Annotated in this window: 23 protein-coding genes; 15 read left to right on the top strand and 8 right to left on the bottom strand. The window is 65.0% G+C overall.

All coding sequences use genetic code 11. From position 1 onward, the window contains the following. Window positions 1-44: 44 nt before the first annotated feature. The gene (gene recG, locus HV744_RS06255; protein ID WP_175148664.1) at window positions 45-2,375 is read right to left on the bottom strand and encodes an ATP-dependent DNA helicase RecG; all 2,331 of its coding nucleotides are present in this window, start codon (window positions 2,373-2,375) and stop codon (window positions 45-47) included. Window positions 2,376-2,523: 148 nt separating this feature from the next. On the opposite strand from recG, the gene queA reads away from it, so the two are divergent. The 5 genes from queA to secF all read left to right on the top strand — a co-directional run bounded on the left by queA (window position 2,524) and on the right by secF (window position 8,586). After that, window positions 2,524-3,579 carry a tRNA preQ1(34) S-adenosylmethionine ribosyltransferase-isomerase QueA gene (gene queA / locus HV744_RS06260; protein ID WP_175148665.1) on the top strand — a complete coding sequence of 352 codons (1,056 nt, stop codon included), beginning with the start codon at window positions 2,524-2,526 and terminating at the stop codon, window positions 3,577-3,579. 163 nt (window positions 3,580-3,742) lie between these two features. Continuing rightward, window positions 3,743-4,933 (top strand): tRNA guanosine(34) transglycosylase Tgt, encoded by a 1,191-nt coding sequence (gene tgt, locus HV744_RS06265; RefSeq protein WP_175148666.1) that lies wholly within the window; start codon window positions 3,743-3,745, stop codon window positions 4,931-4,933. A 196-nt stretch (window positions 4,934-5,129) separates the two neighbouring features. Continuing rightward, complete coding sequence (yajC, locus tag HV744_RS06270) at window positions 5,130-5,459, top strand: preprotein translocase subunit YajC (RefSeq protein WP_007179286.1); 330 nt, start codon at window positions 5,130-5,132, stop codon at window positions 5,457-5,459. A gap of 118 nt (window positions 5,460-5,577) precedes the next feature. After that, on the top strand, window positions 5,578-7,617 hold the full coding sequence (gene secD / locus HV744_RS06275) for a protein translocase subunit SecD (protein ID WP_175148667.1): 2,040 nt from the start codon (window positions 5,578-5,580) through the stop codon (window positions 7,615-7,617). Window positions 7,618-7,635: 18 nt separating this feature from the next. Beyond that, a complete protein-coding gene (secF, locus tag HV744_RS06280) occupies window positions 7,636-8,586 on the top strand; it encodes a protein translocase subunit SecF (RefSeq protein WP_175148668.1) in 951 nt (316 codons plus the stop codon). A gap of 179 nt (window positions 8,587-8,765) precedes the next feature. On the opposite strand, the gene HV744_RS06285 is transcribed toward secF, so the two are convergent. The 4 genes from HV744_RS06285 to HV744_RS06300 form a co-directional block, all read right to left on the bottom strand. Beyond that, window positions 8,766-10,043: an MFS transporter gene (locus HV744_RS06285; protein WP_175148669.1), complete on the bottom strand. Its 1,278-nt coding sequence runs from the start codon at window positions 10,041-10,043 to the stop codon at window positions 8,766-8,768. A gap of 273 nt (window positions 10,044-10,316) precedes the next feature. Beyond that, window positions 10,317-10,886: a YceI family protein gene (locus tag HV744_RS06290; protein WP_175148670.1), complete on the bottom strand. Its 570-nt coding sequence runs from the start codon at window positions 10,884-10,886 to the stop codon at window positions 10,317-10,319. Between the two features lie 86 nt (window positions 10,887-10,972). Continuing rightward, window positions 10,973-11,536 carry a YceI family protein gene (locus HV744_RS06295; protein WP_175148671.1) on the bottom strand — a complete coding sequence of 188 codons (564 nt, stop codon included), beginning with the start codon at window positions 11,534-11,536 and terminating at the stop codon, window positions 10,973-10,975. Between the two features lie 8 nt (window positions 11,537-11,544). Beyond that, window positions 11,545-12,105, bottom strand: coding sequence for a cytochrome b (locus HV744_RS06300; protein ID WP_175148672.1), 561 nt, complete (start codon window positions 12,103-12,105; stop codon window positions 11,545-11,547). 414 nt (window positions 12,106-12,519) lie between these two features. Between HV744_RS06300 and HV744_RS06305 the strand changes: the two genes are divergently transcribed. From HV744_RS06305 to HV744_RS06335, 7 genes are all read left to right on the top strand, one after another. Further along, a complete protein-coding gene (locus tag HV744_RS06305) occupies window positions 12,520-13,311 on the top strand; it encodes a paraquat-inducible protein A (RefSeq protein ID WP_175148673.1) in 792 nt (263 codons plus the stop codon). Between the two features lie 7 nt (window positions 13,312-13,318). Next, window positions 13,319-13,969 carry a paraquat-inducible protein A gene (locus HV744_RS06310; RefSeq protein ID WP_175148674.1) on the top strand — a complete coding sequence of 217 codons (651 nt, stop codon included), beginning with the start codon at window positions 13,319-13,321 and terminating at the stop codon, window positions 13,967-13,969. Next, a complete protein-coding gene (locus HV744_RS06315; protein WP_175148675.1) occupies window positions 13,962-15,623 on the top strand; it encodes a PqiB family protein in 1,662 nt (553 codons plus the stop codon). Before HV744_RS06310 ends, HV744_RS06315 begins: the two co-directional genes overlap by 8 nt. Continuing rightward, on the top strand, window positions 15,620-16,357 hold the full coding sequence (locus HV744_RS06320; RefSeq protein ID WP_175148676.1) for a PqiC family protein: 738 nt from the start codon (window positions 15,620-15,622) through the stop codon (window positions 16,355-16,357). Before HV744_RS06315 ends, HV744_RS06320 begins: the two co-directional genes overlap by 4 nt. A 325-nt stretch (window positions 16,358-16,682) precedes the next feature. Further along, on the top strand, window positions 16,683-17,975 hold the full coding sequence (locus HV744_RS06325) for a THUMP domain-containing class I SAM-dependent RNA methyltransferase (protein ID WP_175148677.1): 1,293 nt from the start codon (window positions 16,683-16,685) through the stop codon (window positions 17,973-17,975). Window positions 17,976-18,238: 263 nt separating this feature from the next. Beyond that, a complete protein-coding gene (locus HV744_RS06330) occupies window positions 18,239-18,622 on the top strand; it encodes a VOC family protein (RefSeq protein ID WP_175148678.1) in 384 nt (127 codons plus the stop codon). Between the two features lie 72 nt (window positions 18,623-18,694). After that, a complete protein-coding gene (locus HV744_RS06335) occupies window positions 18,695-19,435 on the top strand; it encodes a helix-turn-helix transcriptional regulator (protein WP_175148679.1) in 741 nt (246 codons plus the stop codon). Window positions 19,436-19,479: 44 nt separating this feature from the next. On the opposite strand, the gene HV744_RS06340 is transcribed toward HV744_RS06335, so the two are convergent. Genes HV744_RS06340 through HV744_RS06350 form a run of 3 tightly spaced genes read right to left on the bottom strand, consistent with a single transcriptional unit; the run spans window position 19,480 to window position 22,444 of the window. After that, window positions 19,480-20,934 (bottom strand): NAD(P)(+) transhydrogenase (Re/Si-specific) subunit beta, encoded by a 1,455-nt coding sequence (locus HV744_RS06340; RefSeq protein ID WP_175148680.1) that lies wholly within the window; start codon window positions 20,932-20,934, stop codon window positions 19,480-19,482. Further along, window positions 20,934-21,260, bottom strand: coding sequence for an NAD(P) transhydrogenase subunit alpha part 2 (locus HV744_RS06345; RefSeq protein WP_175148681.1), 327 nt, complete (start codon window positions 21,258-21,260; stop codon window positions 20,934-20,936). Before HV744_RS06345 ends, HV744_RS06340 begins: the two co-directional genes overlap by 1 nt. 32 nt (window positions 21,261-21,292) lie before the next feature. Continuing rightward, window positions 21,293-22,444, bottom strand: coding sequence for a Re/Si-specific NAD(P)(+) transhydrogenase subunit alpha (locus tag HV744_RS06350; protein ID WP_175148682.1), 1,152 nt, complete (start codon window positions 22,442-22,444; stop codon window positions 21,293-21,295). A gap of 188 nt (window positions 22,445-22,632) precedes the next feature. Here HV744_RS06350 and HV744_RS06355 point away from each other — a divergent pair, with 188 nt between their 5' ends. The 3 genes from HV744_RS06355 (at window position 22,633) to HV744_RS06365 (ending at window position 26,107) form a co-directional block, all read left to right on the top strand. Next, on the top strand, window positions 22,633-23,112 hold the full coding sequence (locus tag HV744_RS06355; RefSeq protein ID WP_175148683.1) for an NUDIX hydrolase: 480 nt from the start codon (window positions 22,633-22,635) through the stop codon (window positions 23,110-23,112). 58 nt (window positions 23,113-23,170) lie between these two features. After that, window positions 23,171-24,358, top strand: coding sequence for a tRNA 2-thiouridine(34) synthase MnmA (gene mnmA, locus HV744_RS06360; protein ID WP_175148684.1), 1,188 nt, complete (start codon window positions 23,171-23,173; stop codon window positions 24,356-24,358). Window positions 24,359-24,496: 138 nt separating this feature from the next. After that, window positions 24,497-26,107, top strand: a complete 1,611-nt coding sequence (locus tag HV744_RS06365) for an FMN-binding glutamate synthase family protein (RefSeq protein ID WP_175148685.1) — start codon at window positions 24,497-24,499, stop codon at window positions 26,105-26,107. Window positions 26,108-26,147: the final 40 nt, after the last annotated feature.

Genomic DNA, 26,147 nt, shown 5'->3' on the forward strand with positions numbered 1-26,147 from the left:
CTCTGGTTGTCCGGCAGATCGCGCCGACCGGCGTCAAACCGCACTCACGCCTTCAGATACTGCTCACGCGCCCCGAGCCAGCGCGCCAGATGCTGCAGCACCACCTCGGGATATTGCTCCAGCAAAGCCGCGGCCGCCTCGCGCGCGGGCTCGATCAGCCACTGATCGTTCTGCAGATCGGCGAATCGCAGCATCGCCGCCCCCGATTGGCGGGCGCCCAAAAACTCCCCCGGTCCGCGAATCTCGAGGTCGCGCCGGGCGATCTCGAAGCCGTCGGTCGTTTCCCGCATGGTCTGCAGGCGCGCGCGCGCGGTCATCGACAACGGTCCCGTGTAGAGCAGCACGCACACCGACGCCGCGCTGCCGCGCCCCACCCGTCCGCGCAACTGGTGCAGCTGCGCGAGGCCGAAGCGCTCCGCATGCTCGATCACCATCAGCGACGCATTCGGCACGTCAACTCCCACTTCGATCACCGTCGTCGCGACCAGCAATTGCACCTCGTTGCGGGTGAACGCGTCCATCACCGCCGCCTTCTCGGCCGGCGCGAGTCGTCCGTGCACGAGGCCGACGTTCAGTTCGGGCAGCGCGGCCACCAGTGTCTCGTAGGTCTCGACCGCGGTCTGCAGCTGCAAGGTCTCGCTTTCCTCGATCAGCGGACACACCCAGTACACCTGACGCCCTGTCAGCGCCGCCTCGCGCACGCGGCCGATCACCTCGTCGCGCCGCGCGTCGGAGACGAGCTTGGTGAGGATCGGCGTGCGCCCGGGCGGCAATTCGTCGATGGTCGAGACGTCGAGGTCGGCGTAATAGGTCATCGCGAGCGTGCGCGGAATCGGCGTCGCGGACATCATCAGCTGATGCGGCTGGAAATCGGGCGCACCGTCGGCGGCGTTGCGCGCCTTGGCGCGCAGCGCAAGCCGTTGCGCGACGCCGAAGCGGTGCTGTTCGTCGACGATCACGAGCCCGAGGCGCGCGAATTCCACCGCGTCCTGAATGATCGCGTGCGTGCCGATCACGAGCTGCGCGGTGCCGAGCGCGGCGGCTTCGAGCGCGGCGCGCTTTTCGCGGGTCTTCAGACTGCCGGCCAGCCACGCGACGCTCACGCCGAGCGGCTCCAGCCAGCCGCGCAGTTTGCGCGCGTGCTGTTCGGCGAGGATTTCGGTCGGCGCCATCAGCGCGGCCTGGTGGCCAGCGTCGATCGCCTGCGCGGCGGCCAGCGCGGCGACGATCGTCTTGCCGCTGCCGACGTCGCCTTGCAGCAGCCGCTGCATCGGATGCGGCTGCGTCAGATCCAGCGCGATCTCGCCGCCGACGCGCTCCTGCGCTTTCGTCAGCGAAAACGGCAGCGCCTTCAGCAAGCGCGCCACCAGCGCCGACTCGTCGCCGAGCTTGCGGCGCGGCATGGCCGGCGCGGCGCGCGTGCGGCGCTCTTCGTGCGCGCGCTTGAGCGACATCTGCTGCGCGAGCAGTTCCTCGAACTTGATGCGCACCCACGCCGGATGCGTGCCGTCGATCAACGCGGTCTCATCGGACTGCACGCCCGGATGATGCAGCGTGCGCACGGCGTCCATCAACGACGGCACGCCGAGTGGTTGCAGATACGTTCGCGCGATCGGCTCGGGCAACAACTCCGGCAGCGACGTGCGCGACAACGCGTTATCGATCGATTTGCGCAGATACGCCTGCGTCACGCCCGCGGTGCTCGGGTACACCGGCGTCAGCGCCTGCGGCAACGGCGTATCTTCGTCGACGACGCGCACCGCCGGGTGCACCATCTCCATCCCGAAGAAACCGCCGCGCACGTCGCCGCGCACCCGCAGCCGCGCGCCGATCGCCATCTGCCTGACCTGTGAGCCGTAGAAATTCAGAAAGCGCAGCACGAGCTCGTCGCCAGCGTCGTCGTGCAGCTTCACCAGCAACTGACGGCGCGGGCGATAGGCAATCTCGTTGTCGAACACCACGCCTTCGGTTTGCGCGATGCCGCCCGGTAGCAGATGGCCGATCGGCGTCAACGAGGTTTCGTCCTCGTAGCGCATCGGCAGATGCAGCACCAGGTCGATATCGCGCGTGAGACCAAGTTTGGCGAGCTTGTCGGCGGTTTTCACGGGGGGCTTGGCAGCCGGCTTCGCGGCGGCTTTGCCAGCGGACTTGCCGGCGGGTTTGTCACCGAAAGGGTCAGCGGGTTTTGCGTCGGCGTTTTCAGCGGATTTGTCACCGGATTTGCCACCTTCCGGCGCGGCCTTTTCGCTCTCCAGCGCCACACCCGCGCCGGCCTCGCTCACCTGCGCGGCCGCGTTGCCTCGCGCGACGCGGCGCTTCGGTTCGGCGCTCGCTTCATCGGTAGCGGAGGGCAATCGGCGGTCGGACAAAGGCATAGGCTGCTTCGCAAGTACAATATCGGCTGTCAAAGGGTGCGCCGCCATACAGCGCGCGGGCTCGCGGGCCGCTCAGGCGTCCCGCAATCATAGCCGCCCGGCTCCGGCTTCGGCTCAATTCAGTCTCAATTCGCTTCCAGTCGTTCGCATGTTTACGCTTTCCGATTTCGATTTCGATCTGCCGCCCGAGTTGATCGCGCAAGTCGCGCTGCCCGAGCGCAGCGCCAGCCGTCTGCTCGAAGTGGACAACACAGGCGCCGCCGATGCCGCGCGTCTGATCGACCGCCGCTTCGCCGAACTGCCCGAGTGCATCGCGCCAGGCGATCTGCTGGTCTTCAACGATACCAAAGTCCTGAAAGCGCGCTTCCTCGGCCAGAAGGCCAGTGGCGGCAAGATCGAAGTGCTGGTGGAGCGCCTGACCGGCGCGCGCACGGCGCTCGCGCAGATCCGCGCGAGCAAGACCCCGCAGCCGGGCACCACGATCCGGCTCGCGGATGCGTTCGACGTCACGGTCGGCGAGCGGGTCGAGCCGTTCTACACGCTGCACTTCCCCGCCGACTGCCTGACGCTGATCGAGCAATTCGGCCGCCTGCCGCTGCCGCCGTACATCGAGCACGATCCCGACTCGACCGACGAGACCCGCTATCAAACCGTGTTCGCACAGAACCCCGGCGCGGTGGCGGCGCCCACCGCCGGCCTGCATTTCGACGACGCGCTGCTCGCGCAACTCGATGCGCGCGGCGTGGAGCGTGCGACGCTGACGCTGCACGTCGGCGCGGGCACGTTCCAGCCGGTGCGGGTCGAGAATCTCGCCGAGCACAAGATGCACAGCGAGTGGTATCACCTGCCGCAGTCGCTCGCCGACAAGATTGCCGCGACGCGTGCGCGCGGCAACCGCGTGATCGCGGTGGGCACGACCTCGATGCGCGCGCTCGAAGCCGCCGCGCGCGACGCCGAAGCCGCCGGCCGCCCGCTAGCCGCGGCCAGCACGGAAACCGACATTTTCATCACGCCAGGCTATAAATTCCGCGTGGTCGACCGGCTGGTGACGAATTTCCATTTGCCGAAGTCGACGTTGCTGATGCTGGTGTCGGCGTTCGCCGGCGTCGAGACGATTCGCGACGCGTATCGCCACGCGATCGAGCAGCGGTACCGGTTCTTCAGCTACGGCGATGCGATGCTGCTGACGCGCCGCGACGGCTGAGCCGCCTGACAAGCCGTTTCAACGTTTTTGCAGTTCCCTGAGCTGCCGCGAATACTTGCGGCGGCGCTTCAGCGCTTACTCCTGTCCCGTGCAAAGCGGGTCGATCCGGAGTTAGTTTCAACATTTGCGCCGGACTGTATTCCGGTAGCACAGGAGTTATCCAATGACCGACGGTCATCAATCGCAACAGACCACCACCGAACGCCCCGCCAACGGCCTCAAATTCGAACTGCTCGGCACCGACGGCCAGGCCCGCCGCGGCCGCGTCACGCTGAATCACGGCGTGGTCGAAACGCCGATCTTCATGCCGGTCGGCACCTACGGCACGGTGAAGGCCATCCAGCCGCGCGAACTCGAGGAAATGCACGCGCAGATCATCCTCGGCAACACCTTCCACCTGTGGCTGCGCCCGGGTCTGGAAACCATCGAAGCGCACGGCGGCCTGCACGGCTTCATGGGCTGGAAGAAGCCGATCCTGACGGACTCCGGCGGTTTTCAGGTGTTCTCGCTCGGCGACCTGCGCAAGATCACCGAAGACGGCGTCACGTTCGCGTCGCCGATCAACGGTGACAAGCTGTTCCTGTCGCCGGAAGTGTCGATGCAGATCCAGAAGGTGCTGAACTCGGACATCGTCATGCAGTTCGACGAATGCACGCCGTACGCGACCAATAACGTGCCGACCTCGCACAAGGAAGCGGCCGATTCGATGCGCATGTCGATGCGCTGGGCGCAGCGCTCGATCGACGAATTCAGGAAGCTGGGCAATCCGAATGCGCTGTTCGGCATCGTCCAGGGCGGCATGTTCGAGGACCTGCGCGACGAGTCGCTGGCGGGCCTCGCGGAAATGGACTTCCACGGCCTCGCGATCGGCGGGCTGTCGGTCGGCGAGCCGAAGGAAGACATGATGCGCGTGCTGAACCACATCGGCCCGAAACTGCCGGCCCACAAGCCGCACTACCTGATGGGCGTCGGCACGCCGGAAGACCTGGTGGCGGGCGTCGCGGCCGGCGTCGACATGTTCGACTGCGTGATGCCGACCCGCAACGCGCGCAACGGCTGGCTGTTCACGCGTTTCGGCGACATCAAGATCCGCAACGCCACGCACAAGAATTCGCTGCGCCCGCTCGACGAGCAATGCGGCTGCTACACCTGCCGCAATTTCACGCGTGGCTACCTGCATCACCTGCACCGCGTCGGCGAAATCCTCGGCGCGCAGCTGAACACGATCCACAATCTGCACTACTACCTCGAACTGATGCAGGAAATGCGCGACGCGATCGACGCGAAGATGTTCGAACCGTTCCGCAAACGCTTCCACGAGAACCGCGCGCGCGGTGTCGAACAGGCGCCATGACGGCATCCGGCAGCGGATTCAACAGAAGAATCCGTCCGCATCGCGAGGAAAACCTTACAATCCACTTTCGCGGACGGTGTAAAAAGGCTTTAAACGGTTGATCGGAAAGCCGATTCGCCGCGCCGACGCGCGTCAGGCCGGTGGTAGAATAATCGGCTGATTTTTTGATCGTTTGACTGATAACGGAGAGACCAACGTGTCGTTCATTTCCAATGCCTTCGCCCAAGGCACAGCAACTGGTGGCATTGAATCGAACCTGATGAGCTTCCTGCCGCTGATCCTGATGTTCGGCGTGCTGTACTTCATCATGATTCGCCCGCAAATGAAGCGCCAGAAGGAGCATCGCAACATGCTCGCCGCGATGGCCAAAGGCGACGAAGTGGTGACGAACGGCGGCATCGTCGGCAAGGTCACCAAGGTGGGTGAAGCTTACGTCGGCGTCGAAATCTCGGAAGGCACGGAAATCACCGTGCAAAAAGCGTCGGTCACGACGATTCTCCCGAAGGGCACGATCAAGTCGCTGTAAGGCCTGCTCTCTCGCGTCCGGCGCGGCCTCGCCGGCGCTTCACGCCATTGCGCGCTGAATCGCCCGCGCTCATCGCCGGACGCATCGCTTCCAAGCCAACCTTCCCGTTGGACCACTCATGAATCGCTACCCCCTCTGGAAATACGCCGTGATGCTGGTGGCTCTGGTCATCGGCCTCGTGTACACGCTGCCCAACCTGTTCGGCGAAGCGCCGGCGGTGCAGGTGTCGAGCGGCAAGGCAACGGTCAGGCTCGACTCGACCACGCTGGCCGCAGTCGAAGCCGCGCTTGCCGCCAATCAGATCAAGCCGGACGCCGTCACGTTCGACAACTCGTCGACCAACGCGAACATCCGCGTGCGGCTGCCGGACACCGACACGCAATTGCGCGTGAAGGACCTGCTGCAGAAGTCGCTGAACAGCGATCCGACCGATCCGCAGTTCATCGTCGCACTGAACCTGCAAAGCGCGTCGCCGACCTGGCTGTCCGCGTTGCGCGCACTGCCGATGTACCTCGGTCTCGATCTGCGCGGCGGGGTGCACTTCCTGCTGCAGGTGGACATGGCCGGCGCGCTCAACAAGAAGCTCGACTCGGACGCATCGGACGTGCGCACGCTGCTGCGTGACAACAACGTGCGCGACGGCGGCGTGAATCGCGTGGGCCAGTCAGTGGTGATCAATCTGGCCGATCAGGCCACGGCGGACGCGGCGCTCAAGCTGCTCGGCCGCAGCATCAGCGAACTCCAGTGGGCCTCGCAGGCGGGAGCGGACGGCAGTGTGCAACTGGTCGGCACGTTCACGCCGGCGGTGCAGCGCGCGGTGCAGGACGCCGCGCTCAAGCAGAACATCACCACGCTGCATAACCGCGTGAACGAACTCGGCGTGGCCGAGCCAGTCATCCAGCAGCAAGGCGCGGACCGCATCGTGGTCGAGCTGCCGGGCGTGCAGGACACCGCGAAGGCGAAGGACATCATCGGCCGCACGGCGACGCTCGAAGCGCGCCTCGCCGATCCGGTCAACACGCATCCGAATCCGGCCGACCCGGTGCCGCCGGGCGACGAACTGTTCACGCAAGGCAACCAGACGCCGGTGCTGCTGCGCAAGCAAGTCATCTTCACGGGCGACCGGATCATCGACGCGTCGGCGGGCTTCGACGAACATCAGCGTCCTTCGGTCAGCCTGCGCCTCGACTCGGCCGGCGGCCGCGCGCTGCGCAGCGTGTCGCGCGACAACATCGGCAAGCCGATGGCGATGGTGCTGTTCGAACGCGGCAAGGGCGAAGTGCTGACGGTGGCGACCATCCAGTCGGAACTGGGCGACCGCTTCCAGATCACCGGCCAGCCCACGCCGCAAGCCGCCGCCGACCTCGCGCTGCTGCTGCGCGCCGGTTCGCTCGCCGCGCCGATGGAAATCATCGAAGAACGCACGATCGGCCCGAGCCTCGGCGCCGACAACATCAAGAAGGGCTTCCACTCGGTGGTGTGGGGCTTCGCGGCGATCGCCGTGTTCATGATCGCGTACTACATGCTGTTCGGCGTGATCTCGATGATCGGCCTGTCCGTGAACCTGCTGCTGCTGATCGCCATCCTGTCGATGCTGCAGGCCACGCTCACCTTGCCGGGCATCGCCGCTATCGCGCTCGCGCTCGGTATGGCGATCGACGCGAACGTGCTGATCAACGAACGGGTGCGTGAAGAACTGCGCAACGGCGCGCCGCCGCAACTGGCGATCCAGAACGGCTACGCGCACGCATGGGCGACGATTCTCGACTCGAACGTCACCACGCTGATCGCCGGCCTCGCGCTGCTCGCCTTCGGCTCCGGCCCGGTGCGCGGCTTCGCGATGGTCCACTGTATCGGCATCTTGACGTCGATGTTCTCGGCGGTGTTCTTCTCGCGCGGTATTGTCAACCTCTGGTACGGCGGCAAGAAAAAGCTGAAGTCGCTGGCGATCGGCCAGGTGTGGCGTCCGGAAACGGCGCCCGCGGGCTCGAGCGCTTACCTCGGCAATAACGACGCAGCAACCGACACCGCGCAAGCTATCGCCGCGGCCAAGGGCAAGCCGAAGGCCCCGGCTGGCGCGCAGGCGCGCACCGGCAAGCCGACGGTGCGCCGCCGCGATGCGTCGAATCCGCCGCAGAAACCGGGTTCATCCCGCTGAGTCCCGGAGAACAAGACCATGGAATTTTTCCGTTTTCGCAAAGACATTCCGTTCATGCAGCGTGCGTTGATCTTCAACGCAATCTCGCTGCTGACGTTCCTCGCCGCTGTGTTTTTCCTGGTGCACCGTGGGCTGCATCTGTCGGTGGAGTTCACCGGCGGTACCGTCATCGAAGTGCAGTACCCGGGCGCCGCGCCGCTGGATCCGGTGCGCGGCACGCTGGCCAAACTCGGCTATGCCGACGCTCAGGTGCAGAATTTCGGCACCTCGCGCGACGTGCTGATCCGTCTGCCGCTCAAGCAGGGCTTCACGTCGGCGCAACAGAGCGACCAGGTGATGAGCGCGCTGAAGGCCGACACCCCGCAGGTGCAGTTGCAGCGCGTCGAGTTCGTCGGCCCGCAGGTCGGCAAGGAGCTCGCCACCGACGGCCTGCTCGCGCTCGCCTGCGTGGTGATCGGCATCGTGATCTACCTGTCGTTCCGTTTCGAATGGAAGTACGCGGTGGCCGGCGTGATCGCGAACTTGCACGACGTGGTGATCATTCTCGGCTTCTTCGCGTTCTTCCAGTGGGAGTTCTCGCTGTCGGTGCTGGCCGCGGTACTCGCGGTGCTCGGCTATTCGGTGAACGAGTCGGTCGTGATCTTCGACCGGATTCGCGAGACCTTCCGCCGCGAACGCAAGATGACCGTGATCGAAGTGATCAACCACGCAATCACCAGCACGATGTCGCGAACCATCATCACGCACGGCTGTACGCAGATGATGGTGCTGTCGATGTTCCTGTTCGGCGGCCCGACGCTGCACTACTTCGCTCTGGCGCTGACGGTCGGTATTCTGTTCGGTATCTATTCGTCGGTGTTCGTCGCCGCAGCGCTCGCGATGTGGCTCGGCGTGAAGCGCGAAGATCTGGTGAAGGACAAGAAGGAACGCAGCGATCCGAACGACCCGAACGCAGGCGCGCAAGTCTGATCCGGCAGTAGAGGCGGACTTCGCAAATGGCAAAAGGCCGGTTCATTCTGAACCGGCCTTTTGCGTTTACCGCTGCGCTGCATTGCTGCCCTGCCGCCCTAACGCACAAACGGACTAGCGCACCAACACGCTCACCCACTAACGCTCCGCTCAAGCGCGCAGCAACAAGTCACCTCGCCTCAGCGAAAACCGAGCTTGCGACGCGCCGCCATCAGCGCCATCAGGCTCACCGCCGCGGCAAAAATCATGTAGTAGCTCGGCGCGGCCTTCGACCCCGTGACGCTGATCAGCCACGCGATGATGAACGGCCCGAAGCCGCCGAAGATTGTCACGGCGATGTTATACGCGAGCGACATGCCGGTCGTACGCGTCTGCACCGGAAACATCTCCGACAGCAAACCCGGCAGCGCGCCGAAGTATCCGGTCATCAGAAAGCCGAACACGATCTGCAACGCGATCAGCGTGCCGAAGCTCGGATGCGCGACCAGGTACACGAAAGCCGGATAGATCAGCACGAGCAGCAGCAGCGCCGAGATCAGCATGGTCGTGGTGCGCCCATGCCGGTCCGACAGATGACCGATCACCGGCGAGAACACCATCTGGATCACGCCGGTCAGCGCAATCGCCGCGAACGCGACCGACGGCGCTAGTCCCAACTGCTTCACGCCGTAGGTCGGCATGAACAGCACCAGATACGTCGACACGGTGCCGAGCACTACCACGCCGATGGCGATCAGAAGCCGCAGCTTCTGGCTCGTGAAGGTGTCGCGCAGCGGTGTCGAGGTCGTTTCCGCCGCGAGGAATTCAGGTGTCTCGTCGAGCCTGGTGCGGATGTACCAGGCGACCGGCCCGATCAGCAGACCGAAGACGAACGGCACGCGCCAGCCCCAGGACGCCATCTGCTCCGGCGTCAGCCGGCCGGTGAGGAGCACGCCGAAGCCGGCCGCCAGCAGCGTCGTAAGACCTTGGCTCGCCACCTGCCAGCTCGCGAAGAAGCCGCGCCGCCCCGGCACGTGTTCCGCGAGAAAAGCGGTCGCGCTGCCGAACTCGCCGCCCGCCGAGAAGCCCTGCATCAAACGGGCGATCACGAGAACCAGCGGCGCGGCAAGGCCGATGCTCTGGTAGGTCGGCAAGATCGCAATGATCAGCGTGCCGCTCATCATCAGCAGGATCGACAGCGTAAGCGCCGCCTTGCGCCCGGCGCGGTCCGCGTAGGCGCCGATCACGATCGCCCCGAGCGGCCGCATGAAGAACGACACGCCGAAGGTGCCGAGCGTCAACAGCAGCGAGACCGTATCGTTGCCGGCCGGAAAGAACAGCTTCGCAATGGTCACCGCGAAAAAGCCGTACACCACCAGATCGAACCATTCCAGCGCATTGCCGATCGAGGCGGCGATCACCGCGCGCCACGAACTCTGCCGACTCCCCGCGATGCTTGCTGCTGTCGTTGCATTCATCCAGATCTCCAGTTCGCGCGAAATATTATTGGTGCGGGCTCGACGGGCCCGATAGCGCCGGACCGGCTATGCGCATAACCGGTCCGATGCCAGCGCTCTATTTAACTGCAAAAAAATCTGACGCGAGCGGTAGATTGGATGCAGCGCCGCATAAGGCATCCGGTCTATTGGCCAAACAATAAAAAACCGCTTCGTCGCAAACCGAACGAGGCGGTTTTTTGCGTTGCGGCGCGACGCTATTCGATACCCGTACTCAAGGGCGCGTTAAAGCACTTACTGCTTGATGCCTTCGGACTGGATGTGCAGCTTCGTCTCCATGCTGAAGCCGTATTTCGTGCCGAAATCCATGCCGAAATCGGCGCGGTTGAATTGAGCGCTCGCTTCGACACCGCACACTTCGCGCTTGAGCACCGGGTGCGGCATGCACTTGAACGACTCGACCTTCAGATTCAGCGGCTTGGTCACGCCGCGAATCGTCAGGTTGCCGATCACTTCGGCCGGTTTGTCGCCGTCGAACTTGATATCGGTGCCTTTGTAGGTCACCGCGGAATACTTGGCGACGTCGAAGAACGCATCCGATCTCAGATGTTCGTCGAGCTTGCCGTTGCCGGTGCTGACCGAAGCGGGATCGACCGTCACGTCCACCGTGCCGGTCTTCGCCGTGCGGTCGAGCGTCACCGTGCCGGAGCTCTTCGTGAACTTGCCGCGCCATACCGACAGGCCGCCCAAGTGATCCGCCTCGAAGCTCGGAAACGTGTGAGCCGGGTCGAGCTGATAGGTGTCGGCGGCGGCAAACGCGCCGAGCGAGAAAGTAGAAGCCAGTGCGCCAACCGCGATCAACATGGATGTTTTCAATTCATGCTCCCAGGTTCCGGTGAAAAAACAGCCGCGCCCGAACAGCGCAGCGGACATCACGAACATCGCACGCATCACTTCTGCGCCGCGACGATATGAAACTTGATCACCACCTCATCGGCGACCACCGACGTATCTTTCCATTCGCCGGTACCGACGTCGAATTGCGAGCGCTTGATCGGCAGCGAGCCGTCGAAGGTTTGCGTCGCGCCCTGCTGGCCCACCGTGACCGGCACCACCACCGTCTGCGATTTGCCCTTGATGGTCAGCTTGCCGGTCACCTTGAACTGATTGCTGCCGGCCGGCGCGATCGCGCTCGAAACGAACGTGGCGCTCGGATAGGTCTTCGCGTCGAACCAGTCCTTGCCACGCACCTGTTCGTTGTAGCTCTCGTCGCCGAGATCGTAGCTCGCCACATCCATACTGATCTGCGCGCTGCCGTCGGCCGGTTTCGCCGGATCGAACTTGACCTGCGCGGTGAACTTGCCGAACTTGCCTTCCACCGGCACGTTCATCTGCTTCGAGGTGGCCGTCACGGAGCTCTTCGCGACGTCGACCTGCGCGAGCGCGCAGCCCGCCGCGGTCAGCGAAGCCGCGGCGAACGCGGCGAGCATGTAGCGATAAAACGAGACCTTCATGGTTGTCCTTATTTGAGGAAAGGGAGCATGCGCGAAAGCAGGCCGTCGCGATCCAGCCATTGATGCTTGAGCACGGCCGCGATGTGTACCGCGACCAGCACCAGCAACGTGTAATTCAGCACGATATGCACGTTCTTCAGCAGTTCCTTCAGGTGCGGGTCCGGCGCGATCAGACGCGGCAGCGGGATCAGCCCGAGGTACACCACGGGCACATTCGCCGCCGAGCTGTACAGGTAACCGGAGGCGGGAATCGCGATCATCAGGACGTACAGCAACAGGTGCACGAGATGCGCGGCGCCACGCTGCCAGGCCGGCATACGGCGCGGCATCGCCGGCTCTGCGTGAGTCACGCGCCACAGGATGCGCAGGATCGCGAGCGCGAACACCGTCACGCCGATCCATTTGTGCCAGGAGAAGTAGCGCAGCTTGGTAGGCGTGAAGCCCGGAATGTCGGTCATCACCCAGCCGAGCGCGAAGCCGCATACGATCAGCAGCGCGATCAGCCAGTGAAAGGCGATGGCAGTCCGCGTGTATGACTCCCGGCTGCCGAATGAAGGATTGAGTGCCATGACAGATCAACGCAAGCCAAGAAAAGTTAACGGCGCAGCTTGCCCTGCTATTCCCCGCATCGATGCGCACCGCATCGATGCCTACGGCCAGGGACATACGCGCTGCGGTACACGCCACGGCCGCCATGCTACCCCATGCACAAAAAGCTGGCTGCAGTGGTTTGAGCTGGGCTGGTCCGAATTTTGCCGCCCTGCGAACCGTAATCGAACAATTAGGGACCGAGAATGTCAGAACTATGCCAAAACGTGTAAGACTTCGGAATGCCGCCGCTGTCCAGCGCGCGGTTCGCACCCGGTGCACGGGCCGACGCGGCAGCGAAGCCGCGTTTGGTACTATTGCTCCACACTCTCACCCTGCCTGCCATAAGAACTGGCCTTGCACGCTGCCCCTCATGTCGTTAGCCCTTCTGCCGTATGGAACATGACAACCTGATCGCGTGCCATGAATGCGATACGCTGTTCCGCAAGCCACGGCTTGTCGGGCGCACGGCCGCGCGCTGTCCGCGCTGCGGCGCGACGCTCTATCGCGGCGTCTCGCGCAAGCTCGACAGCATCTGCGCGATGACGCTGGCCGCGCTGATCACCTTTGTGATTGCGCAGGGCTTTCCGATCGTCGAACTCGAGACCAACGGCATCACCTCGCAGACCACGCTGTTCGGCGCACTCGTCGCGCTGTGGGACGAGGACATGCAGATCGTCGCGGTGATGGTGTTCTGCTCGACCATCCTGTTCCCGCTCACTGAACTGGTCGCGCTGCTCTACGTGCTGGTGCCGCTGCGCTCCGGCCACGTGCCGAGCGCGTTCAACCGCGTGCTGCGCGCGATCCAGTTCGTGCGCCCGTGGGGGATGATCGAAGTGTTCATGCTCGGCGTGCTGATCACGATCGTGAAGATGGTCAGTCTCGCGCGCGTGATCCCCGAGGCCGCGCTGTTCGCGTTCGGCACGCTGACGCTGATGTTCGCGGTGGTCGTCACGTTCGATCCGCGCGTGCTGTGGGATCTCGCCGACGAACTCGGCGAGCGCAGCCAGCGGCCGCTGCCACGCACCTCCGCCGACAGCGCGGCGGCCGCCGTCAGTTCGCAGGCCGGCCCGCCCGCGCCGGCTGACGTCCACCCGGCGGTGCAAACCGCGCCGCCAACTGACGTGCAAGCCACGGCGCAACCCGCGTTGCCGCCCGGCGTGCCACCCGAGCCGCGTCGGGGATGAACACACGATGAAATATGTCACCGCGAAACGCGCGGGCCTCGTGTCCTGCCATGCGTGCGGACGCGTCGAACCGCGCATCCGCTCGATCACGCCGCAGCACTGCGGGCGCTGCGGCGCGCACCTTCATTCACGCACCCCCGACAGCCTGATGCGCACGTGGGCGCTGCTGATCGCCGCCGCGCTGCTGTATATTCCCGCGAACCTGCTGCCGGTGATGCACACTTCGTCGCTGCTCGGCTCCGAAGACGACACCATCATGAGCGGCGTCGTCTATTTCTGGACCTCGGGCGACTGGCCGCTCGCGGTGATCGTGTTCATCGCCAGCATCATGGTGCCGATGCTCAAGCTGAGCGTGCTCGTGCTGCTCACCGTCACCGCGCAGCGCCGCTCGCGCTGGCGGCCCGGGCAGCGCACCACGCTGTACCGGATGGTCGAACGGATCGGCCGCTGGTCGATGCTCGACGTGTTCGTCGTCACGCTGACCGTTGCGCTGGTGCGCTTCAAATCGCTTGCCGTGATCACGGCCGGACCGGGCGCGATCGCGTTCGGCTCGGTGGTGATCCTGACCATGATGGCGTCCATGCAGTTCGATCCACGGCTCATCTGGGACCCCGTGGACGGCAATACTCAAAAACCTCAGGATCTTGACCATGACTAGCCCGCAAGGACCGACGCCCGCCTCCGATGATGCGCCGCGCAACGATTCGAACGGACCCAAACTGCCGCCGCAACTTCCAGACCCCGAAATCGAGCCGCGCAGCCGCTGGTTGCCTTCGCTAGTCTGGGTGATTCCGCTGATCGCCGCGCTGATCGGCCTCGCGCTCGTGATCAAGTCGGTGACCGAGAGAGGCCCGATCATCACCATCAGCTTCATCAGCGCCGAAGGGCTCGAGCCGGGCAAGACCCAGGTCAAGTACAAGGACGTCACCGTCGGTTCGGTGAAGACCATCACGCTATCGGAGGATCTGTCGCACGTTCTGGTGCAGGTGCAGTTGACCAAGGAAGGCGGAAAGTTCGCGGTCAAGGATTCGCGCTTCTGGGTGGTGCGCCCGCGCGTCGGCGCGAGCGGCGTGTCGGGTCTCACCACGCTGCTGTCGGGCGCGTACATCGGCACGGACGCCGGCCGTTCGCCGGACAGCGAGAGAAACTTCGTCGGCCTCGAAACGCCGCCGCCGATTACCGGCGACCAGAAGGGCCACCAGTTCGTCCTGCACGGCGACTCGCTCGGCTCGATCGACATCGGCTCGCCGATCTTCTACCGGCGCGTGCAGGTCGGCCAGGTGGTCGGCTTCTCGCTCGACAAGGACGGCACCGGCGTGACCATGCAGGTGTTCGTGTCCGCGCCGTTCGACCAGTACGTCGGCACCAACTCGCGCTGGTGGCATGCGAGCGGCGTCGATCTGCGGCTCGACTCGAGCGGCTTCAAGCTCAATACCCAATCGCTCGCGACGGTGATCGTCGGCGGCCTGTCGTTCCAGTCGCCGCCCGGCCAGGGCGTGGGCGCGCAGGCGCCGAACAATATGACGTTCCGCCTCGGCTCGGATGAAGCGGATGCCATGCGCGAACCGGACGGCGTGCCGCTGCGCGTGGTGATGAACTTCAATCAGTCGCTGCGCGGTCTGTCGATCGGCGCGCCGGTCGATTTCCGCGGCATCGTGCTCGGCCAGGTGACCAACATCGGCATCGACTACGACCCGAAGACACGCAGCTTCACGATGCCGGTGACGATGAACATCTACCCCGACCGCCTCGGCAAGCGCTTCCGCGAAACCGCGCCGCAACCGGGCAGTCTCGCCGGTCAGAGCCTGTTGCAACAGCTCGTCAAGCATGGACTGCGCGGCCAGTTGCGCACCGGCAATCTGATCACGAGCCAGTTGTACGTCGCGCTGGATATCTTTCCGAAGGCGCCGCCGGCCAGCGTCGATGTCGCGAGCGATCCGCTCGAACTGCCGACGATCCCGAACTCGCTCGACGAGTTGCAGGTGCAGGTCGCCGACATCGCGAAGAAGCTCGACAAGGTGCCGTTCGACCAGATCGGCACCAATCTGAACAGCGCGCTGAAGAACGCCGATCAGCTGTTCACGCGGCTCGACAAGGAAGTCGTGCCGCAGGCCCGCGATACGCTCGCGGCGGCGAAGCAGACCTTCGGCTCGGCCGAGGCGACCTTGCAGCAGGACTCGCCGTTGCAGTCGGATGTTCATCAGGCGTTGCAGGAACTGACGCGCACGTTGCAGTCGCTGAACGCGCTGTCGGATTATCTGGAGCGTCATCCCGAATCGCTGTTGCGCGGTAAATCAGGAGATAAACCATGATGTTTGCCCGGCTCCCCCGTCCGCCGCGTTCTCTCGTGCGCGGCGCCGTGTATGCCGGCGCGCTGGCCGCGGCGGTGGCCATGGCCGCGTGTTCGTCGCCGCCGAGCCGCTTTTATACGCTGGGCGCCGAGGGTGCGGCCGGATCCGCCGCGCCTGTCAGCGCGAGGACATCGGCTGCGCCGGCCTGGATGATCGAGGTCGCGCCGATCGACGTGCCGCCGCAGGTGACGAAGAATCAGCTGGTCGTGCAGACCGGCCCGACCCAGGTCAAGGTGCTCGAAGAGGAGCGCTGGGCGTCGCTGCCCGGCGACGAGATCCGGCGCGCTCTGTCGACGAGCCTCACGCAGCAGCTCGGCACCATCGATGTGTATGGCACCGCGCATTCGGATGCGACGCCGGTGTATCGCGTCAGCATGAATGTGCAGCGCTTCGAGTCGTGGCCTGGATCGCATGCGTTGATCGATGCGGTGTGGAGCGTGCGGGCCGTGCGCAGCAATACGGTGATGACGTGCCGCAGCGTGGTGAGCGAGCCGGTCGGCGGCGGCGCGTATGACACGCTGGTCGATGGACATCGGCAGGCGTTGGCGCAGATTTCCGCGCAGATTGGGGCGGCGGTGCAGGCCATGGCTGCGGCTGTTGCGCGCGGGACAACGGGTGGGGCGGCGGGTAAGGGGGCTGCGGTGGTCGTGCCGGCGTGTCCGTCCGCGGGTGCGACTACGGCGGCTGGCGGCTGAAGGGGGTTGGCTGGCGTCAGCGTTTGAGGGTTTGAGGGTTTGAAGTTTGTCCGCCAGCTGCGGCTGCTGCTGTTTCACGCACATCATTGCGCCAGAAAAGGCGCACGCCACGCTGCGCGCGTTCTCGCTGCTGGGACCGACGCCGTGCTACGCCGCGTTGACCGGCCGGCGAAAACCGCGCGCGAAGCGAGGAAGCGAGAGACGTAGCAAGCGCTCGCCGCGCCGGCCCGCAGGCCGGCGCGGCCGGCGCCGTCATGCAGTCGCGCATGGCGGCCCATCCCGACCGCGTACAATGGCGCCTTATCCAACGCCTTCCGGCAACTCAATGTCCTTCGATTTCTTCCTCCCTTGCCCACGCGGCCTTGAAGCCTCGCTCGCGGCCGAACTTGCCGAAATTGCCGCCAAACACCTGAACGGCGCGCCGTTCACGGCCGGCGCACAAGTGCCGGGCGGCGTGCATTTTCGCGGAGGCTGGGCCGCCGGCATGGCCGCCAACCTGCATTCGCGCCTCGCGAGTCGCGTGCTGCTGAAGATCGCGCATCGACCGTATCGCAGCGAGCAGGACATTTACGCGCTCGCGGTCGAACAGCGTTGGGAACAATGGTTCTCGGCGAACGAAACGCTGCGGGTGGACGTCACCGCGATCAAGTCGCCGCTGCGCAGCCTGGAGTTCACGACGCTGCGTGTGAAGGACGCGATCTGCGACCGTCTGCGCGAAGTCAGCGGCGCACGGCCGAGCATCGACACCGGCATGCCTGACGTGCGCGTGTTCGCGTTCCTCACCGCCACCGATTGCACGCTCTACCTCGACACCTCCGGCGACCCGCTGTTCAAGCGCGGCTGGCGCCTCGACAAGGGCGCGGCGCCACTGCGCGAGAATCTGGCGGCGGGCATTCTGCGTCTGACCGGCTGGAACGCGGGCACGCCGCTGTATGACCCGATGTGCGGCAGCGGCACGTTCCTCGCGGAAGCCGCGCAAGTGGCGCTGAATATCGCGCCGGGTGCGGAACGCCGCTTCGGCTTCGAGAAGCTCAAGCAATTCGACGCCAAGACCTGGCAGACGCTGAAGGCGGCCGCGCTCGACACGAAGCACGCCGCGCGCAGCTCGCGCGCCGATCTGCAGATCTTCGGCAGCGATATTTCCGGCGACATGCTCGACAAGGCACGGGCGAACTTCCAGCGCGCCGGCTTGCCATCGATCCCGCTCAAGCAGGTCGACGCACGCGGCATGACACCACCGACGTCCGCAGCGGGCATCCTCGTCGCCAATCCGCCGTACGGCGAGCGGATCGAAGTGCGCGGGCGCAACGCGCGCGGCGAGCTTCGCGAAGGCCGCGGCAATCGTGACAGCCGCGAAGACGACGGCTTCCGCCGCGTCCAGGAAGAAGCACCGGACAGCGAGTTTTTCCAGTCGCTCGGCGACGCGTTGAAGCAGCGCTTCACCGGCTGGCATGCGTTCATCCTGACGTCGGATCGCAAGCTGCCGGGGCAGTTGCGTTTGCGTGAGTCGACCAAGACGCCGCTCTTCAACGGCGCGCTCGAGTGCCGGCTGTTCCGCTTCGATCTGATTGCGGGCAGCGTGCGTCAGCGGCCGCAGAGCGATACGCCGGCGGCTTGAGGCGAACGCGCTTAACGCAAAGCCGCTTGAGGCGCGCTGTAGCACGGCAATGAAAACCGCGGACCTTTTGTCTCCGCGGTTTTTTTCGCCGGCGCGCGCCAGGCTGGGAATTTTTCTGGCGCAGCGCCCCATCCCTCGCTCTACCAACGACCTACCTCCTGCCACACCCTACTGACACCACGCTGTCAGCAGCACCCTCGCACACTCCTTCTCACGCCATCCGGCGCTTTGCACGGCTTACCCGCCATCCACAGGAGAGTGTCATGTCCACGTCATCCAAAGTTGTTGCATGGTTCGAGATTCCGTCCGTCGATTTCGATCGCGCCGTCCGCTTCTACGAAGCCGCGCTCGACGTCAAACTGAATCGCCAGGAAGTCGGCGGCCAGCCGATCGCCGTGTTCGGTTACGAAGAGCCGGCCACCGGCGGAGCGATCGTCCACAGCCCGTCGATGACGCCGACCGGGGACGGCGTGCTCGTCTATCTGAACGCGCAACCGACCGTCGACGCCACGCTCGCCCGCGTCGAACAGGCCGGCGGCAAGACCGATGGCCCGGTGATCAAGCTGCCGCAGGACATCGGCTACATCGCGTTCTTCACCGATACGGAAGGCAACCGCCTCGGCCTGCACTCGCGCACCAACGGCTGAACCGCAACGCAACGCGGCGCGCACGCGAGTCGGCAGCGCGCGCGCCGTAGCGAAGCCTGAGCGGAGGGCGGCATGCGGCGCTATCATCGCGGGACCGTTCCCGTCCTCTTCTACAAGACGCCCACGATGACGCGCCGCGCCGACCGCCTGTTCCAGATCGCCGAACTGCTGCGCGGACGGCGTCTGACCACCGCGCAACAACTCGCCGACTGGCTGAGCATCTCGCTGCGCACGGTCTATCGCGACGTCCGCGATCTGCAATTGTCAGGGGTGCCGATCGAAGGCGAGGCCGGCATCGGCTACCGGCTGAGCCGCACGGCGAGCCTGCCGCCGCTCACCTTCACCGCGGACGAACTGGCCGCGCTCGCCGCCGGTGCGCGCATGCTCGAATCGTGGGGCGGCGCGGATTTCGCGAGCGGCGCGCGCGGGGCGCTCGCCAAGATCGCATCGGCGATGCCCGCCGACAAGCGCGCGACGCTCGAAAGGCTGGCGATCTTCGCGCCGTCGTTTCATATCAAAGGGGATTTTTCGGCGCAACTGGACGCGCTGCATCGCGCGATCGACGCACGGCAGGTGGTGCGCTTTGCCTACACCGACGTGAACGGCGCGCAGACCGAGCGCCGGGTCTGGCCGCTCGCGCTCGCCTATTGGGGCGCGCGCTGGACGCTCGGCGCGTGGTGCGAAATGCGCAGCGACTTCCGCAATTTCGGACTGGAGAAGATCCGCGATCTTCAGGTGCTCGAACAATACCCGGATCAGGAAGGCAAACGGCTCGCGGATCTGTTGCGGCACGTGAATGCGAAGCCGAAGTGAGGATCGCGAGCCTTAGTCAGGCAACCCGCGATCCCCACGCACACTCATTCCACCGACTTCACCATATCCTCGATCACCTTCTTCGCATCGCCGAACACCATCATCGTCTTGTCCATGTAGAACAGATCGTTGTCGAGCCCGGCGTAACCTGCCGCCATCGACCGCTTGTTGACGATCACCGTCCTCGCCTTATACGCCTCGATGATCGGCATGCCCGCGATCGGCGACTTCGGATCGTTCTTCGCGGCCGGGTTCACCACGTCGTTTGCGCCGAGCACCAGCACCACGTCGATCTGGCCGAACTCGCCGTTGATGTCGTCCATTTCGAACACCATGTCGTACGGCACTTCGGCTTCGGCCAGCAGCACGTTCATGTGCCCCGGCATCCGTCCGGCCACCGGGTGAATCGCGTACTTCACCTCGATGCCCTTCTCGACCAGCTTGTCGGTCAGCTCCTTCAGCGCATGCTGCGCGCGCGCCACCGCCAGTCCGTAACCCGGCACGATCACCACGGTTTCGGCATTGCCGAGCATGAACGACGCGTCGTCGGCCGAACCCGATTTCACCGGACGCTGCTCCGCCGCGCCGCCCGCTGCCGCCGCGCCCGGCTCATTGCCGAAGCCGCCGAGAAGCACGTTGAAGAACGAACGGTTCATCGCGCGGCACATGATGTACGACAGAATCGCACCCGACGAACCCACCAGCGAGCCCGCGATGATCAGCATCGGATTGTTCAGCGAGAAGCCGATGCCCGCCGCCGCCCAGCCCGAGTACGAGTTCAGCATCGACACCACCACCGGCATGTCCGCGCCGCCGATCGGGATGATGATCAGCACCCCGAGCACGAACGCGATCACCGTCATGATGATGAACGGCAGCCACGACTGCGTGAGGAAGAAGAGGATGCCGAAGCCGAGCATCGCGATCGCCAGCATCAGGTTGATCAGATGCTGGCCGCCGTACACGACCGGCGCGCCCTGGAAGAGCCGGAACTTGTACTTGCCCGACAGCTTGCCGAACGCGATCACCGAACCGGAGAAGGTAATCGCGCCGACGAACGTGCCGATGAACAACTCGATGCGATTGCCATAAGGCAGAAAGCCCGGAACCGGATTCTCCGGATCGACGAGACCGAACGCGGACGGCTCCGACACCACCGCATACGCGATGCAGACCGCGGCAAGACCGATCAGCGAGTGCATCGCCGCGACCAGTTCGGGCATCTTGGTCATCTCGACGCGCGCCGCGACGAACGCGCCGACCGCGCCGCCGATCACCAGCGCGAACAGCAGCAGGCCGAGCCCCAGACCGAGATTCGAGCCGAGTTGGCCCGCCTGTTTGGCGATCAGCGCGAGGGTCGTGAGAATGGCAATCGCCATCCCGACCATGCCGAAGGTATTGCCAACACGTGCCGTCTTCGGATTCGACAGCCCCTTGAGCGCCTGAATGAAGCAGACCGACGCGACCAGATAAAGCAGCGTGACGACGTTCAGACTCATTACGCGTTCTCCTTGGCAGCGGCGGGAAGCTTCTTCGGTTCTTTCTTGCGGAACATCTCCAGCATTCGCCGTGTGACGAGAAAGCCGCCGAACACGTTGACCGCCGCAAGCGCGACGGCGAGCGTGCCGAAGAGCTTGCCGGGGCCGCCGAGCGTCAGCCCGGTCGCGAGCATCGCGCCGACGATCACGATCGCCGAGATCGCATTGGTCACGGCCATCAGCGGCGTGTGCAGCGCGGGCGTGACGTTCCAGACCACGTGGTAGCCGACGTAGATCGCCAGCACGAAGATGATGAGGTTGATGACGGTGTGGTTGAGGACTTCCATCGCCGCTCTCCTGGTTAAAGTTCGTTGGCGCTTCAGGCGTTGCGCACGACTGCGCCGTCGCGGGCCAGCAGCGTGGCCGCGACGATGTCGTCCGCGAGATCGATGTTCAACGTGCCTTCCTTCGTGACGATCAGCTTGAGGAAGTCGAGCAGGTTGCGCGCATAGAGCGACGACGCGTCGGCGGGCACCATCGAGGCCAGGTTCGTATAGCCGACGATCTGCACGCCATGCCTGACCACCACCTGATCCGCCTCGGTGAGCGGACAGTTGCCGCCGCGCTGCCCCCCGCTGCCGTCAACCCCCGCGCCGCGTCCGGCGGCGAGGTCGACCAGCACCGAGCCCGGCTTCATCGCCTGCACGGTTTCGACCGAGATCAGCGTCGGCGCGGCGCGGCCCGGAATCAACGCGGTGGAGATCACCACGTCCGCCTGCTTCGCCCGCTCGTGGACCAGCGCCGACTGGCGCGCGAGCCACGACGGCGGCATCGGCCGCGCATAGCCGCCGACGCCTTGCGCGGCTTCGCGCTCCTCGTCGGTTTCGTAGGGCACGTCGAGGAATTTGGCGCCGAGCGATTCGATCTGCTCTTTCACCGCTGGCCGCACGTCGGACGCCTCGATTACCGCGCCGAGGCGCTTGGCGGTCGCGATCGCCTGCAAACCGGCCACGCCCGCGCCGAGAATCAGCACGCGGGCCGCTTTCACGGTGCCGGCCGCGGTCATCAGCATCGGCATGAAGCGCGGATAGAGCGTCGCCGCCAGCAGCACCGCCTTGTAGCCGGCGATGTTCGCCTGCGACGACAGCACGTCGAGGCTCTGCGCGCGGGTGGTGCGCGGCGCGGCTTCGAGCGCGAACGCGGTGACGCCGGCGAGAGCCAGCTTCTGCGCGTTGTCGGCGTTGAACGGATCGAGCATGCCGACCAGCGTCGCGCCGCGTTTGAGCAGCGGCAACTCGGTATCGGTCGGGGACTGGACTTTAAGGACGAGATCGGCGCCGAAGGCGGTGGCCGCATCGACGATTTCCGCGCCGGCGGCTGTAAACGCTTCGTCAGGAAAGCTCGCGCCGGTGCCGGCGCCGCTCTGGATCGTGACCCGGTGGCCCTGGGTCACGTACTTCTTGACCGTTTCGGGCGTCGCGGCGACGCGGGTTTCGTGCGCGCGCGTCTCGGCTGGCACTCCGATGTGCATCGTGGTTCCTCCTCGACTTCCTGTTTGACGACAGACTGGCCGACGAGGCACGCCGGCTTGCATGTGCAACGGCTAACGCCTCACTTTAACCGAAACAAGGGGGTGCGCAGAAATCGGGGACAATCCGGGGTTGCCCGCTCGGCCCGCTTCCCGGCAGCCCAGGCCCATAAACGGTAAAATGCGCACCCATGAAACCGGAAACCTGGCTGCCGCACGTCACCGTCGCGGCGATCGTCGAGCGTGACGGGCGCTTTCTCGTGGTCGAGGAACATACCGCCGACGGCTTGCGCCTGAACCAGCCCGCCGGCCACCTGGAGGCGGGCGAAACGCTGCAGCAGGCGGTGATCCGCGAAACGCTGGAGGAAACCGCCCATCCGTTCGCGCCCGAGGCGCTGGTCGGCATGTACATGACCCACTTCGAGCGGCCCGGCCGTGAAGGCATCACGTACCTGCGCTTCACCTATTGCGGCGCCAGCGGCGAACCGGATGCGGCGCGCGCGCTCGACCGCGAGATCGTCCGCACGTTGTGGATGAGCGCCGACGAATTGCGCGCCTGTCCGGAACGGCATCGCACGCCGCTCGTCATGCAGTGTCTCGACGACTATCTGGCCGGCCGGCGTTTCCCGCTCGACTTCGTGCATACGCATTCAGTCGGGCAAAAAAGGTAGCAGTCACGAGCGGCCATCCCACGATCCATGCAGTCATGCAGCACCCAGTGAGCATCTTATGAGCAAGCAGAAAGTCGTAGTAGGCATGTCGGGCGGCGTCGATTCGTCGGTCACCGCGTGGCTGCTGAAGGAACAGGGCTACGACGTGGTCGGCCTGTTCATGAAAAACTGGGAAGACGACGATGACAGCGAATACTGCTCGACGCGGCAGGACTGGATCGACGTGGTGTCGGTGGCGGACCTGATCGGCATCGACGTCGAAGCGGTCAACTTCGCGTCGGAATACAAGGACCGCGTGTTCGCCGAATTCCTGCGCGAATATTCGGCCGGCCGCACGCCGAACCCGGACGTGCTGTGCAACGCCGAAATCAAGTTCAAGGCCTTCCTCGACCACGCGATGTCGCTCGGCGCGGAGACCATCGCGACCGGCCACTATGCGCGCGTGCGCGAGAACAACGGCCGCTTCGAACTGCTGAAGGCCTTCGACCATACGAAGGACCAGTCGTACTTCCTGCATCGCCTGAATCAGGCGCAGTTGTCGAAGACGCTGTTCCCGCTGGGCGAGATTCCGAAAACCAGGGTGCGCGAGATCGCCGAGCAGATTGCGCTGCCGAACGCGAAGAAGAAAGATTCGACCGGCATCTGCTTTATCGGCGAACGGCCGTTCCGCGACTTCCTGAACCGCTATCTGCCGACCAGACCGGGCCCGATGAAAACCACCGACGGCAAGGTGATCGGCGAACACATCGGCCTCGCGTTCTACACGTTCGGCCAGCGCAAGGGCATCGGCCTCGGCGGCAGCAAGGACGGCAGCGGCGAACCGTGGTTCGTGGCCGGCAAGGATATTGCGTCGAACACGCTGTACGTGGCGCAAGGCCACGATCATCCGTGGCTGCTCAGCCATAGGCTGAGCGCGGGCAATACGAGCTGGGTCGCGGGCGAGCCGCCGGCGGAAGGCTTCGCGTGCGGCGCGAAAACGCGTTACCGGCAAGCGGATGCGGCATGCACCTTCAATGCGGCGGGCATTCGTGCGGCGGGCATTCGTGCGGCTGATATCAACGCGAACGGTGGCGCAGACCTCTTCGAGCTGACTTTCGACGCGGCACAATGGGCTGTCACACCAGGGCAATCAGCGGTGCTCTACGATGGCGACGTGTGCCTCGGCGGCGGCATCATCGAACATGCGGTGACCGGGCAACCGGCCGCGCGCCAGCCGCAAAAGGCGGCACTGCTGAGCGCGCGCTAAGCGATGCGCGCCGGTGAGCCCAGCCGACGCCAGCTTCACGCTAACAAGCATTCGTCAGTTTTCCTTCGCGGTGGATTCCGTCTGCGCCGACCGCGGCGGCGATCCCTCCGTGACGATCTTCACTGCCCTGGAGTCCCCATGTTTTCTCGACGTTATCTGGCCATGTGGTGCGCAGTCGCGCTGCTCGCCGTCTGCGCGGCGCTCGCCGTCACGCATCACCTATCGTGGTTCTGGATCATCGTGCCGCTCGCGCTCGTCGCGCTCGGCCTGTTCGACCTGACGCAGCAGCGTCACGCGATTCTGCGCAACTATCCGCTGTGGGGCCACTTCCGCTTTCTGTTCGAGTTCATCCGTCCGGAAATCCGCCAGTATTTCGTTGAAAACGATACCGACGAGAAACCGTTCTCGCGCGCGCAGCGCAGCATCGTCTATCAACGCGCGAAGAACGACGTCGACAGCCGCCCGTATGGGACCGAGCTCGATGTCAAAGCGGTCGCGCACGAGTGGATCAGCCACTCGCTCGCGCCGACCACGCTCGACAATCACGACTTCCGCATCGTCGTCGGACCCGATCGCGCGCAGCCTTATTCGATGTCGATCTTCAACGTCTCCGCGATGAGCTTCGGCTCGCTGTCGGCGAACGCGATCATGGCGCTGAACCTCGGCGCGAAGAAAGGCAACTTTGCGCACGACACGGGCGAAGGCTCGATGTCGAAGTATCACCGCGAGCATGGCGGCGACATCATCTGGGAAATCGCCTCGGGCTACTTCGGCTGCCGTAACGACGACGGCACCTTCAGCGCCGAGAAGTTCGCGAAGCAGGCCGCCGAGCCGCAAGTGAAGATGATCGAGGTGAAGCTGTCGCAAGGCGCGAAGCCGGGTCACGGCGGCGTGCTGCCGGCGGCCAAGATCACGCCGGAAATCGCCGAGACGCGCGGCGTGCCGATGGGCCGCGACTGCATCTCGCCGGCCACCCACTCCGAGTTCTCGACGCCGCGCGGCCTGCTCGAATTCGTCGACCGTCTGCGCACGCTGTCGGGCGGCAAGCCGACCGGCTTCAAGCTGTGCATCGGGCATCCGTGGGAGTTCTTCGGCATTGCGAAGGCGATGCTGGAAACGGGGATTCTGCCGGACTTCATCGTCGTGGATGGCGCGGAAGGCGGCACCGGCGCGGCGCCGCTGGAATTCACCGATCACGTCGGCGTACCGTTGCAGGAAGGATTGCTGCTGGTCCACAACACGCTGGTCGGCCTCGGCTTGCGGCAGCGCATTCGCATCGGCGCGAGCGGCAAGATGATCACCGCGTTCGATATCACGAAGACGCTGGCGATCGGCGCGGACTGGGTCAACGCGGCACGCGGCTTCATGTTCGCGGTGGGCTGCATCCAGGCGCAGACCTGCCACACCGGACGCTGCCCGACCGGCGTCGCGACCCAGGACCCGGTGCGCCAGCGCGCGCTGGTGGTGCCGGACAAGGCCGACCGCGTGTTCAACTTCCACCACAACACGCTGCATGCGCTGAAGGAAATCATCCAGGCCGCGGGGTTGAAGCATCCGGCGGAACTGCGTGCGCATCACATCGTGCGGCGCGTGTCGTCGCATGAGGTGCGCTTGATGTCGGATCTGCTGAAGTATCTCGAACCGAACGATCTGCTCAACGGCAAGTATCGCTACTCGCTGTTCGAGAAGTGGTGGCCGGTCGCGCAAAGCGATTCGTTCTCACCGAGGGTGGAGCTCACGGCAACGTAATCGGCTAGCCGGCAAGCAACGCATAGCCAACCACCCATGA

The organism is Paraburkholderia ultramafica, from assembly GCF_902859915.1.
Taxonomy (GTDB): Bacteria; Pseudomonadota; Gammaproteobacteria; order Burkholderiales; family Burkholderiaceae; genus Paraburkholderia; species Paraburkholderia ultramafica.